A 12,254-nucleotide genomic window follows, 5' to 3' on the forward strand; every position below is an offset into this window, starting at 1 on the left:
TCCCACAATGGATTGCACATAACTGATGGACATCTTCCAAGCCCCGCCGGACGGGAGCTCCGTTACATAGGCAAGCTGCCGGGTGGCCGGTATACTCCGGCGCAATTAACGCATTTTCAAGGATTTCGCCATGAAGCGCCTGATCTCTTCCCTTGCTGCGCTCGTCGCGGTTGCTTGCCTTGTGTCGGCCTGCGGTCAAAAAGGCCCGCTGTACCTGCCTGACGATTCCCAGGATCCAGCCGAGCAAGCCCAATCCTCGCAAAAGAGCCCGTCGAAAGCACACAAGCACGACGTCTACCAATAAGGGAACGCCATGGACGCTTTTAACTACCGTGACGGTGAGCTGTTCGCGGAAGGTGTTGCCCTGTCGGCCATCGCCGAGCGCTTTGGCACGCCGACTTATGTCTACTCCCGTGCCCACATCGAAGCCCAGTACCTGGCGTATGCCGATGCGCTGGTCGGCATGCCGCACCTCGTCTGCTTCGCGGTCAAGGCCAACTCCAACCTGGGTGTGCTGAATGTCCTGGCGCGATTGGGCGCCGGTTTCGACATCGTCTCCCGTGGTGAGCTGGAACGCGTCCTAGCCGCTGGGGGCAGCCCCGACAAGATCGTGTTCTCCGGCGTCGGCAAGACCCGTGATGACATGCGTCGCGCCCTGGAAGTCGGCGTGCATTGCTTCAACGTCGAATCCACCGACGAGCTGGAACGCCTGCAAGTGGTCGCCGCCGAGCTGGGTGTTCGCGCGCCGATCTCGCTGCGTGTGAACCCGGACGTCGATGCCGGTACCCACCCGTACATTTCCACCGGTCTCAAAGAGAACAAGTTCGGCATCGCCATCGCCGACGCCGAAGACGTGTACGTCCGCGCCGCGCAGCTGCCGAACCTGGAAGTGGTCGGCGTCGATTGCCACATCGGTTCGCAACTGACCACCCTGCCTCCGTTCATCGATGCCCTCGACCGCCTGCTGGGCCTGGTCGATCGCCTCGGCGATTGCGGCATTTACCTGCGCCACATCGATCTCGGTGGCGGCTTGGGCGTGCGTTATCGCGATGAAGAGCCGCCGCTGGCTGCCGACTACATCAAAGCCGTGCGCGAGCGTCTCGACGGTCGTGACCTGGCACTGGTGTTTGAGCCGGGCCGCTTTATCGTCGCAAACGCCGGCGTGCTGCTGACTCAGGTCGAGTACCTCAAGCACACCGAACACAAAGACTTCGCCATCGTCGACGCGGCCATGAACGACCTGATCCGCCCGGCGCTGTACCAGGCCTGGATGGACGTCACCGCCGTGCGCCCGCGCACCACTGCCGCGCGTGCCTATGACATCGTCGGCCCGATCTGCGAGACCGGCGACTTCCTGGCCAAGGATCGTGAACTGGCCCTGGAAGAAGGCGACCTGTTGGCCGTGCATTCGGCCGGCGCCTATGGGTTTGTCATGAGTTCCAACTACAACACCCGTGGCCGCGCCGCTGAAGTGTTGGTGGACGGTGATCAGGCAATCGAAGTGCGTCGCCGTGAGACGGTAGCCGAGTTGTTTGCTGGCGAAAGCCTGCTGCCGGAGTAACCCCATGCTGCTGCGTTTTACCAAGATGCACGGCCTGGGCAACGACTTCATGGTCCTCGACCTGGTCAGCCAGCACGCGCATATCCTGCCCAAGCACGCGAAGCTTTGGGGCGATCGGCACACGGGCATCGGTTTCGACCAGTTGCTGATCGTCGAAGCGCCGAGCAACCCGGACGTTGATTTCCGTTACCGGATCTTCAACTCCGACGGCTCCGAAGTGGAACAGTGCGGCAACGGTGCGCGCTGTTTTGCCCGCTTCGTGCTCGACAAGCGCCTGACCGCCAAGCGGCAGATTCGCGTCGAGACCAAAAGCGGCATCATCGAGCTGGATATCCGCAGCGACGGCCAGATCGGTGTCAACATGGGCGCGCCACGCCTGGTGCCGGCCGAGATTCCATTCGACGCGCCAGAACAGGCGCTGAGTTATAAACTCGATGTCGATGGCACCACGGTCGAACTGGCCGCCGTGTCCATGGGCAACCCCCATGCCGTGCTCCGGGTCAGCGACATCAATAACGCACCGGTGCATGAACTGGGGCCGAAAATCGAACACCACCCGCGCTTCCCGGCGCGGGTCAATGTCGGTTTTCTCCAGGTCATCGACCGCAACCGCGCGCAGTTGCGCGTCTGGGAACGTGGCGCCGGGGAAACCCAGGCCTGCGGCACCGGCGCTTGCGCAGCTGCAGTGGCTGCGATCAGCCAGGGGTGGATGGATTCGCCGCTATTGATCGACCTGCCCGGCGGGCGCCTGTCCATTGAGTGGGCAGGCCCAGGCCAACCGGTCATGATGACCGGCCCGGCAGTGCGCGTTTATGAAGGACAAGTGCGTCTTTGAGAGAGTCGAATCCATGAAAGATAAGCCCCAGGTTCCCGCCCTACAGCCCGACGAATCCCCTTCCGAAAGCCTTGAGGCGGCGGCAGTTGCCGCGTACCTGGAGGCTCATCCGGATTTCTTCGTCGAGCACGAAGAACTGCTCCCGGCCTTGCGCATTCCGCACCAGCGTGGCGATACCGTCTCGCTGGTCGAGCGCCAGATGAAGATCCTGCGCGACCGCAACATCGAGTTGCGTCATCGCCTCTCGCACTTGATGGACGTGGCCCGCGACAACGACCGCCTGTTCGACAAGACCCGCCGCCTGATTCTCGCGCTGATGGACGCCAACAGCCTGGAAGACGTGGTGATCAGCGTCGAAGACAGCTTGCGCCAGGACTTCCAGGTGCCCTTTGTCAGCCTGATCCTGCTGGGTGACAATCCCATGCCGGTCGGCCGCTGGGCGACCCATGCCGAAGCACAAACGGCCATTGGCGGTTTGCTCTCGGAAGATAAAAGCGTCAGCGGCAGCCTGCGCGATCACGAACTGGACTTCCTGTTCGGCGAAGAACAGCGCAAGCAGATCGGCTCGACCGCCGTCGTCGCCATCAGCCATCAAGGCATCCACGGCGTCCTGGCCATCGCCAGTCGCGATCCGCAGCACTATAAAAGCTCGGTTGGCACGCTGTTCCTGAGCTACATCGCCGAAGTCATGGGCCGGGTGCTGCCACGGGTCAACAGTTCCCTGCGCTCGGTACGCTGATCGTGGAACGGCAACTGGACGCTTACTGCGAACACCTGCGCAGTGAGCGCCAGGTGTCGCCCCACACGCTGTACGCCTACCGCCGCGATCTCGACAAAGTGCTCGGCTGGTGCGTCAAACAGAACATCAGCAGTTGGGCTGCCCTGGACATTCAACGCTTGCGCAGCCTGATCGCACGCCTGCATTCACAGGGTCAATCGTCCCGCAGCCTTGCGCGCCTGCTCTCGGCAGTGCGCGGGCTCTATCACTATCTGAACCGCGAAGGCCTGTGCGATCACGACCCGGCCAATGGCCTGGCACCGCCCAAAGGCGAACGCCGGCTGCCTAAAACCCTCGATACCGACCGCGCACTGCAACTGCTCGAAGGCGCCGTGGAGGATGATTTCCTCGCGCGCCGGGATCAGGCCATTCTGGAGCTGTTCTATTCCTCGGGCTTGCGGCTATCGGAACTGACCGGACTCAATCTGGATCAGCTGGATCTGGCCGACGGCATGGTTCAAGTGCTCGGCAAGGGCAGCAAGACCCGACTGCTTCCGGTGGGTAAAAAGGCTCGCGAAGCGCTGGAGCTGTGGCTGCCGTTGCGAGCCATGACCAACCCGGCGGATGATGCAGTGTTTGTCAGCCAGCAAGGCCGGCGCCTTGGCCCACGGGCCATTCAGGTACGGGTCAAGGCAGCCGGTGAGCGCGAGCTGGGGCAAAACCTGCACCCGCACATGCTGCGACATTCCTTCGCCAGCCATTTGCTGGAGTCCTCCCAGGACCTGCGGGCGGTGCAGGAACTGCTGGGCCACTCGGACATCAAGACTACTCAGATCTATACCCACCTGGACTTCCAGCACCTGGCAACGGTCTACGACAGCGCCCATCCACGGGCCAAACGCATTAAGGGCGATGATTCATGACCATCCAATTGATCACCTTCGACCTCGACGACACCCTTTGGGACACCGCTCCGGTGATCGTCAGCGCCGAAGCCGTACTGCGTGAATGGCTGACCGAGCATGCACCCAACCTGGGCGCGGTGCCGGTGGAGCATCTGTGGACGATTCGCGAGCGTATTCTGGGGAGCGAACCGGGCCTCAAACACCGCATCAGCGCGCTACGCCGCCGGGTGCTGTTCCATGCGCTGGAAGAAGCCGGCTACGACCATGACCAGGCTTCTGATCTGGCCGACAAAAGTTTTGAAGTGTTTCTGCACGCACGGCACCAGATCGAGGTGTTCCCCGACGTCGAGCCGACGCTGGGTACGCTGGCCAAGCACTACGCCCTCGGCGTGGTCACCAACGGCAACGCCGATGTGCGCCGGCTCGGGCTGGCGGACTACTTCAAGTTTGCGTTGTGCGCCGAAGACATCGGCATCGCCAAACCCGATGCGCGACTGTTTCATGAGGCATTGCAGCGTGGCGGGGCGACGCCGGAGACCGCGGTGCATATCGGTGATCATCCTGGAGATGACATTGCCGGAGCACAGCAGGCGGGATTGCGGGCGATCTGGTTCAACCCGGCGGGCAAGGCCTGGGAAGCCGAGAAGGCACCGGATGCCGAGATTCGCAGCTTGACCGAGTTGCCGGCGTTGTTGGCCCTCTGGAACTCCGTCTCGGCCTGACGCAAAACCTGTGGGAGCGAGCTTGCTCGCGATCGCGGTGTGACATTCAACATTGATATTGGCTGACACTCCGCTATCGCGAGCAAGCTCGCTCCCACAGGGGATCACCGCAGGCCCACGATTTGTTCCGCCCATGAAAAAGCCCGCAGCGACGGCGGGCTTTTTCAGCAAGCAGGTAGCAGGCGCTTAGATAGGCCGGCTGCCGTACTTGTTGTCAGGCTTCTTGGGAGGATCGGCGACCACATTGGCCTCCACTTCCTGCACCTTGCCGCCCCGCGCCAGAAACTCTTCCATGGCCTTGGCCAGGGCGTCGCGTTCCTTGTTCTTGGCTTCAACGCTCGGCAGCTCATCGACCGAGACCGCTGCCTTGGCTTTGCCTTTGGCGGTCGGAACGGGCGTATCACCGCCGTCGTCTTCAGCGACGTCTTCGGCCGCTGCTTCCAGACCTTCTTCGGTTTCGTCGTCGTCGCCTACTTCGAGGTCGTCGTTTTCCAGATCATCGTCGCTCATGTTCTACCTCATGACTTGCGAAAAGCAGATTAGTTATAGCCCAGCTTCGCCATCTGTCGAAGGCCGCCGGAAAAATTCAATAGCCGTTGGTGACCAGCGGCTCATGCCTCTTCACCGTGCACGGTGGCGAGGACTTTACGGGCACCGCCAAAATCACGGTGCTCGCCCAGATAAACGCCTTGCCAGGTCCCCAGCGCCAGTCGGCCCGCCGAAATCGGCAAACTGAGCTGACAGCCAAGCACACTGGCCTTGAAGTGCGCCGGGAGGTCGTCCAGGCCTTCGTCGTTATGCTCATAGCCGTCTGTTCCTTGTGGGATCAGACGATTGAAGAATCGTTCGAAGTCGCGACGTACCGCCGGATCGGCGTTCTCGTTGATGGTCAACGACGCCGAGGTATGCTGCAGCCACAAATGCAACAGGCCGACCCGGCACGCCTTTATTTCAGGCAAGCCGGCGAGTAACTCGTCCGTTACCAGATGAAAGCCCCGGGGCCTTGCCCGCAGGGTTATCAGAGTCTGTTGCCACATACAGTTCTCCGCACGTTCGGGGCGCATTCTAGCGCGCTCTGGGAAAAAACAAAGGCCCTAATATTCCTTCAATCATGTAAGCCATTGGCCGCAGAAAAACGCCCGCCGTAAACACCACTAAACATGTAGGAAAAAACCTTTCAGCAGTTCCTTCATGGACAAATCCCGGACAAAAAAATGCCCGGCAAGCCGGGCAAGTTTTTTATGCGCGTGCTTACAAGTTGTAGCCGCGTTCGTTGTGCAGCGCCAGGTCGATGCCGACAGCCTCTTCTTCTTCCGTGATACGCAGGCCCATGACAGCGTCCAGGACCTTGAGAATGATGAAGGTGACGATCGCGGTGTAGATCACCGTGAAGCCCACGCCTTTGCACTGAATCCAGACTTGTGCGGCGATGTCGGTCACGGTGCCGAAGCCACCCAGGGACGGTGCAGCGAAGACACCGGTCAGGATCGCGCCGAGGATACCGCCGATACCGTGCACACCGAAGGCGTCCAGGGAATCGTCATAACCGAGTTTGCGTTTCAGGGTGGTGGCGCAGAAGAAGCACACCACGCCCGCTGCCAGACCGATGATCATCGAGCCCATTGGGCCAACGGTACCTGCCGCCGGAGTGATCGCAACCAGACCGGCAACCACGCCCGAAGCGATACCCAGTGCGCTAGGTTTACCGTGGGTCAGCCACTCGGCAAACATCCAGCCCAAGGCTGCTGCGGCGGTAGCGATCTGAGTCACCAGCATCGCCATGCCGGCAGTGCCGTTGGCAGCAGCAGCAGAACCTGCGTTGAAACCGAACCAGCCGACCCACAACATCGCGGCGCCCATCAGGGTGTAGCCGAGGTTGTGCGGAGCCATCGGGGTGGTCGGAAAACCTTTACGCTTGCCCAACACCAGGCAGGCAACCAGGCCGGCCACACCGGCGTTGATATGCACCACGGTGCCGCCGGCGAAATCGAGCACGCCCCAGTCGCCCAACAACGAACCCGGACCGCTCCAGACCATGTGCGCAATCGGCGCGTAAACCACGGTGAACCAGATCCCCATGAACACCAGCATCGCGGAGAACTTCATCCGTTCTGCAAACGCACCGACGATCAGCGCCGGAGTGATGATGGCAAACGTCATCTGGTAGGTGACAAACACCGCCTCAGGAAACAGCGCCGCCGGGCCAGTAATGCTGGCAGGCGTGATGCCCGCGAGGAAGGCCTTGGCAAAGCTGCCGACAAAGGAGTTGAGGTTGACGACGTTGGCTTCCATCCCCGTGGTATCGAACGCCATGCTGTAGCCATAAATGAACCACAGGATGGTGACCAGGCCGGTAATGGCGAAGCATTGCATCATCAACGAAAGAACGTTTTTGGAACGAACCATGCCGCCGTAGAACAGCGCGAGGCCGGGAATGGTCATGAACAGCACAAGGGCTGTCGAGGTCATCATCCAGGCGGTATCGCCGGAATTGAGGACTGGAGGCGCCGCCGGATCTGCCGCCATAGCCAGGCCGGGCATTACGAGGGACAACAGGGCTCCTAGCCCTGCGAATTTACGCAGAGTCATATTGTTTTCTCCTGGGGCGTTGGGTTTGTGGCGGCTTTTAAATCGCGTCGGTATCGGTTTCGCCGGTACGGATGCGAATCGCCTGTTCCAGATTGACCACGAAGATCTTGCCGTCACCGATCTTGCCGGTGTTGGCAGCCTTGGTTATCGCCTCGATAACCCGGTCCAGATCCTTGTCGTCAATGGCGACATCGATCTTCACCTTGGGCAGAAAATCGACCACGTACTCCGCGCCGCGGTACAGCTCGGTGTGACCCTTCTGCCGACCGAAGCCTTTGACTTCAGTAACGGTAATGCCCTGCACGCCGATCTCGGACAGCGATTCGCGCACGTCGTCCAGTTTGAACGGCTTGATGATGGCAGTGACTAGCTTCATGAAAACTCTCTCCCGAATTGGTGGACTTGCCCCAGGAAAACAAACCCGACTCAAGTCTAAGCGCAGTGCCTGGCTTTGTAACGCATCGTCGACCTTACCTGCCCGTCCGACGCCAGCTAACCGCTCCTCACGAAACAACTCCCCGTTCCGCTTGGCGCACTGCATTCGTCACAGCGACTGCATCAGTGCATGGGTTACTACTGACTAAGCAGAAAGCTTGCCATCTCCACAAAACCTACTGTTTTCAAGCCTTTGGCCGCAGATACCCACCACATCACCGCAACACCTGACGCGTTACGCACAACAACGGTGCGATGCCGTCCGTCCGCATGCGCGAAAAGCGTGCATCCCTGCCGCTGGAATTGACTATAGACACTGCGTGATACACTGCCCGCCATTGTTGACAGGACATTTGCCATGCTCGCACCCAAAGACTTCCTCGACGCCCTGACCGGCACCGCCTCACGCCTTTTCAGCGGCGAAACCCCATTGCCGAAAAGCGAAATCGAAAGCCAGTTCAAGGCTTTGTTGCAGAGTGGCTTCAGCAAGCTGGATCTGGTGAGTCGCGAAGAGTTCGACAGCCAGATGGTCGTGCTGGCGCGGACCCGGGCACGGTTGGAGAGTCTTGAGGCGAAGATGGCGGAGCTCGAAGCGAAGCTGAATCCGCCTGCCGAATCCGAGTAACTGAATGATCGTTCCCGCGCTCTGCGTGGGAATGCCGCCAGGGACGCTCCGCGTTCCGCTTTGGGATGTGACGCAGAGCGTCACGGGATGCATGCCCACGCAGAGCGTGGGAACGATCATTCGTCCTCCGCCCCGCCACCATCTCGGCAACGTCCTACAAAGATCACACCGCCGTCCGATAGCGCCGCGAAGCCTAGGTTCCTAAGCTCATCTCAGCTGAATATTCAGCACTGGGTTTGGCGACCTGGATAGCATCTAAACGCATCGCGACCACGTTCGAATCAGGGAATTATTCCCATCTCGAATTATGGCGGCTGTGCGTGGGAGACCTTCGGGTCTGCCGGTTTCCGGATGCACCGGTTCGCCAACCCGCGCATAGCTGCCACCCTTTTCGTTTGGCGACGATCAGAGGCAGTTTCCTTAATTCGCATCCGGGAGCTGCACCATGAATGAAAACTATCTAATCCCTCACGTCTTCACCCGCCACAAACTCCACCTTCACGCGCTTTTGATCGAAAACCAGCCTTGGTTCAGCGCCCGAGACCTGGGTCGTCTGCTTCGCCTCTTCCTCGACGAACGCGCCGTCCGCAAACTCGATCCCGACCAGCACCAGACCTTGCGGATACTCATCCACGGCACCCTCGAAAACACCCTGCTGATCAGCGAATCCGGCGTCTACGCCCTGCTCGTCTACCACTACTGCCCCGAATACCGAGGCCTGCGCGAATGGCTGACCCACGACGTAGTGCCAGCCCTCAGAGACGCCCAACAACCCACCGCAACCGAACGCCCGATCCTTAGCCTGCTGAACTGGCCCGAGATGTCGTTGAGTTTGTTGCACTGGAATAACCAGCCGTGGATTCGATTGCAGGATGTTCCGCAGATGCTGGCGGATAGTGAACGGCCGCAGTCTGCGGTTTATGCGCCGTGGTGGAAACGTGCTTCGCGGATGTTGCAATCGCTTTAACAACCAATAGCACCACACAAACTGCATATGTATGTCTTCTGGCAGCACTAGCCTACGGCTAACGCTGCCATTTCCTACATCTGAAAGCTTTTGATCTAACGCCCTTCAATAATCCCAGTTCGGTCCTACAGAACGCGGCTCCCGCGCCTGATTACGGAGCACTCTCCAGCCCTTTATCTTTCATCGCCCTGATCCCAACAGAACACGAGCGATGAGAAGAAAAGGAAAAGGTACGGAACTGCGCGACCAGACTCTCAAATCGAACGCAAGGAAGCTCGCGCACAAAACCTTCGCCAAAGACTGTGCAGCTCAAGGTCTAGAGATAGATATGTCGGTCATCAGTTTTGATCCTATTACCTCTGCTGCGATAGATGCCTCTCATCTGTGGACAGAAGCAGTCCTGTATCCATGGGATAGCATCCCGGGCTGGAAGTGTAAGGACGCCAAGGGTTTCGATTTGGCGATCTGGTATGCACAAATGCTATGTGGCCTGTGCTATGCAACCCCAAGAAGGAGCACTGTTTGCATAAAGATCATCCTTTTGCAGGGGCACCCGGACAAAACTCATCCACTTCGCGGATCGATCGCTCAAATGGCGCTATTGGCGGCAGAATTTTATGCGCGGATGCTGGGGTGCAAAGAGATCGAGATACAAGATCCTGCCCCTAACGTTGTCTCGTACTATCAGGAGCTCGGATTCAATTTTGACGAGACCAACCGCCTTGTCATTTACGTGGATGGCCAATAACATCAACTCATGATCCAGACACACGAGATGTCTATGAACTCAAAAAAACGAAAGGCCAAGCTGTTATTAATTTATGAGTTTCATGTCGAGGCGCTCCGTTTGGCCGGAAACGTGTCTGCGAATCAACGACGCTTTCTTGAAGTCGGTGCAACTCGAGGCAAAGAACTTGAGCCTGCCGGCCTGCTAGCCGGAGTAAGAATCTGAACCCAGCTGTGCCCAACAGAGTCACCCGCTTGGTTCGGTAACGTGAGTGTGTCTGTTGAGGATTTGCAGGTCTTAGCCTCACCGAAGCCCGCACATAAAAAACCGCTTCTTTTAAGCGGTTTTTTTTCGCCTTCGATTCAGATTTCGCCACCGTCCTTCATAGATCCAGGCAACGTCCTACAACAACCTCATCCCGCGACTGATTACGTCGCAAATCCCCACTCCCTTACGCTTCACCCATCAGAAAGACACTCGCAACATCCTGCGAAGATTTGGCACCTGCGCCATCACGCGCCCCCGACTACCCTTCAAAAAACCGCAGGAAGCGGTTCCCGTAAAGTTCAAGGAACGACCATGTCCCTCTCCATCGTCCACAGCCGCGCCCAGATTGGCGTGGATGCGCCCGCCGTTACCGTCGAAGTCCATCTGGCCAACGGCTTGCCATCGCTGACGATGGTCGGTTTGCCCGAAGCGGCGGTGAAGGAAAGTAAGGATCGGGTACGCAGCGCGATCATCAACTCGGGTCTGCAATTCCCGGCGCGGCGCATCACGCTGAATCTCGCGCCTGCGGACTTACCGAAGGACGGCGGACGTTTCGATCTGGCGATTGCATTGGGGATTCTGTCAGCCAGTGTGCAGGTGCCGACGTTGACGCTGGATGACATTGAATGCCTGGGAGAGTTGGCGTTGTCCGGCGCGGTACGTGCCGTCAGAGGTGTGTTGCCGGCTGCACTGGCTGCACGCAAAGCCGGGCGTTCGTTGATGGTGCCGCGGGCGAACGCCGAGGAGGCGTGCCTGGCGTCCGGGTTGAAGGTGTTTGCCGTGGACCACCTGCTGGAAGCCGTTGCGCACTTCAACGGACATACGCCGGTTGAACCCTACGTTTCCAATGGCTTGCTCTACGCCAGCAAACCCTATCCGGACTTGAATGAGGTGCAGGGGCAAATCTCGGCCAAGCGCGCCTTGCTGATTGCGGCGGCCGGGGCTCACAACTTGCTGTTTAGCGGACCGCCGGGCACCGGGAAAACCCTGTTGGCGAGTCGTTTGCCAGGTTTGCTTCCTCCATTGGCTGAAAACGAGGCGTTGGAAGTCGCAGCCATTCAATCCGTCACCAGTTGCGTGCCCTTGAGCCACTGGCCGCAAAGACCCTTCCGTCAGCCCCATCACTCCGCCTCGGGTCCGGCCTTGGTTGGTGGCGGTTCGAAGCCGCAACCCGGCGAAATCACCCTCGCCCATCATGGCGTGTTGTTCCTCGACGAACTTCCGGAATTCGATCGCAAGGTGCTGGAGGTGTTAAGGGAACCGCTGGAGTCCGGGCACATCGTGATTTCCCGCGCCAAGGATCGCGTGAGGTTTCCGGCGCGCTTTCAATTGGTAGCCGCGATGAACCCGTGCCCCTGTGGATATCTTGGCGAACCCAGCGGCAAATGCAGTTGTACACCGGACATGGTCCAGCGTTATCGCAACAAATTGTCGGGGCCGCTGCTGGATCGGATCGACCTGCACCTGACTGTCGCCCGAGAAGCCACGGCTCTGAATCCTGCGCTCAAACCCGGTGACGACACCGCCACTGCTGCGGTACTGGTCGCAGACGCCCGGGAGCTTCAAAACAAACGCCAAGGCTGTGCCAACGCATTCCTTGATTTGCCAGGGCTGCGTCGACACTGCAAGTTATCCACAACCGACGAGGCGTGGCTGGAAACTGCTTGCGAGCGTTTGACCTTGTCACTCAGGTCAGCCCATCGACTGCTCAAGGTCGCACGCACGTTGGCGGACCTTGAACAAGTAAATGCAATTACACGCGAGCATTTGGCGGAAGCGCTGCAATATCGGCCGACCTCAGCGTAATTGATGACCATCACAGCAAATCATTCAGATCACTTAAGAGAGCGTCAGTAATAAATGGAGTTACTAAAGAGTCATTGGATCAGATTCGTTTATTGCC

Annotated in this window: 14 protein-coding genes; 10 read left to right on the top strand and 4 right to left on the bottom strand. The window is 59.2% G+C overall.

Annotated features, from left to right (window positions below; all coding sequences use genetic code 11):
• Positions 1 to 130 precede the first annotated feature (130 nt).
• The 6 genes from HNR03_RS12905 to HNR03_RS12930 are packed head-to-tail and all read left to right on the top strand — an operon-like array spanning position 131 to position 4,741.
• Complete coding sequence (locus HNR03_RS12905) at positions 131 to 304, top strand: LPS translocon maturation chaperone LptM (RefSeq protein WP_033060682.1); 174 nt, start codon at positions 131 to 133, stop codon at positions 302 to 304.
• Positions 305 to 313: 9 nt separating this feature from the next.
• Positions 314 to 1,561, top strand: coding sequence for a diaminopimelate decarboxylase (lysA, locus tag HNR03_RS12910; RefSeq protein WP_222588971.1), 1,248 nt, complete (start codon positions 314 to 316; stop codon positions 1,559 to 1,561).
• A gap of 4 nt (positions 1,562 to 1,565) precedes the next feature.
• Positions 1,566 to 2,396, top strand: coding sequence for a diaminopimelate epimerase (gene dapF / locus HNR03_RS12915; RefSeq protein ID WP_222588972.1), 831 nt, complete (start codon positions 1,566 to 1,568; stop codon positions 2,394 to 2,396).
• Between the two features lie 13 nt (positions 2,397 to 2,409).
• On the top strand, positions 2,410 to 3,135 hold the full coding sequence (locus HNR03_RS12920; RefSeq protein ID WP_222588973.1) for a DUF484 family protein: 726 nt from the start codon (positions 2,410 to 2,412) through the stop codon (positions 3,133 to 3,135).
• Between the two features lie 2 nt (positions 3,136 to 3,137).
• Positions 3,138 to 4,037 carry a tyrosine recombinase XerC gene (xerC, locus tag HNR03_RS12925; RefSeq protein ID WP_090178141.1) on the top strand — a complete coding sequence of 300 codons (900 nt, stop codon included), beginning with the start codon at positions 3,138 to 3,140 and terminating at the stop codon, positions 4,035 to 4,037.
• Positions 4,034 to 4,741, top strand: coding sequence for an HAD family hydrolase (locus HNR03_RS12930; RefSeq protein ID WP_259153976.1), 708 nt, complete (start codon positions 4,034 to 4,036; stop codon positions 4,739 to 4,741). The genes xerC and HNR03_RS12930 overlap by 4 nt, the downstream gene beginning before the upstream one ends.
• Positions 4,742 to 4,927: 186 nt before the next feature.
• On the opposite strand, the gene sutA is transcribed toward HNR03_RS12930, so the two are convergent.
• From sutA to glnK, 4 genes are all read right to left on the bottom strand, one after another.
• Complete coding sequence (sutA, locus tag HNR03_RS12935) at positions 4,928 to 5,251, bottom strand: transcriptional regulator SutA (protein ID WP_090178135.1); 324 nt, start codon at positions 5,249 to 5,251, stop codon at positions 4,928 to 4,930.
• A gap of 101 nt (positions 5,252 to 5,352) precedes the next feature.
• On the bottom strand, positions 5,353 to 5,778 hold the full coding sequence (locus HNR03_RS12940; protein ID WP_222588975.1) for a secondary thiamine-phosphate synthase enzyme YjbQ: 426 nt from the start codon (positions 5,776 to 5,778) through the stop codon (positions 5,353 to 5,355).
• A gap of 214 nt (positions 5,779 to 5,992) precedes the next feature.
• Positions 5,993 to 7,330: an ammonium transporter gene (locus HNR03_RS12945; RefSeq protein WP_222588976.1), complete on the bottom strand. Its 1,338-nt coding sequence runs from the start codon at positions 7,328 to 7,330 to the stop codon at positions 5,993 to 5,995.
• A gap of 37 nt (positions 7,331 to 7,367) precedes the next feature.
• Positions 7,368 to 7,706, bottom strand: a complete 339-nt coding sequence (gene glnK, locus HNR03_RS12950; protein ID WP_002555808.1) for a P-II family nitrogen regulator — start codon at positions 7,704 to 7,706, stop codon at positions 7,368 to 7,370.
• Between the two features lie 417 nt (positions 7,707 to 8,123).
• Here glnK and HNR03_RS12955 point away from each other — a divergent pair, with 417 nt between their 5' ends.
• The 4 genes from HNR03_RS12955 (at position 8,124) to HNR03_RS12970 (ending at position 12,157) form a co-directional block, all read left to right on the top strand.
• Positions 8,124 to 8,390, top strand: a complete 267-nt coding sequence (locus HNR03_RS12955) for an accessory factor UbiK family protein (RefSeq protein WP_259153979.1) — start codon at positions 8,124 to 8,126, stop codon at positions 8,388 to 8,390.
• A gap of 445 nt (positions 8,391 to 8,835) precedes the next feature.
• Positions 8,836 to 9,357: a Bro-N domain-containing protein gene (locus HNR03_RS12960; protein WP_259153981.1), complete on the top strand. Its 522-nt coding sequence runs from the start codon at positions 8,836 to 8,838 to the stop codon at positions 9,355 to 9,357.
• A 211-nt stretch (positions 9,358 to 9,568) separates the two neighbouring features.
• Positions 9,569 to 10,105 carry an N-acetyltransferase gene (locus tag HNR03_RS12965; protein WP_259153982.1) on the top strand — a complete coding sequence of 179 codons (537 nt, stop codon included), beginning with the start codon at positions 9,569 to 9,571 and terminating at the stop codon, positions 10,103 to 10,105.
• A gap of 558 nt (positions 10,106 to 10,663) precedes the next feature.
• A complete protein-coding gene (locus HNR03_RS12970) occupies positions 10,664 to 12,157 on the top strand; it encodes a YifB family Mg chelatase-like AAA ATPase (RefSeq protein WP_259153983.1) in 1,494 nt (497 codons plus the stop codon).
• Positions 12,158 to 12,254 lie beyond the last annotated feature (97 nt).

Origin of the sequence: Pseudomonas sp. JAI111 (assembly GCF_024809425.1) — a bacterium.
Classification (GTDB): Bacteria; Pseudomonadota; Gammaproteobacteria; order Pseudomonadales; family Pseudomonadaceae; genus Aquipseudomonas.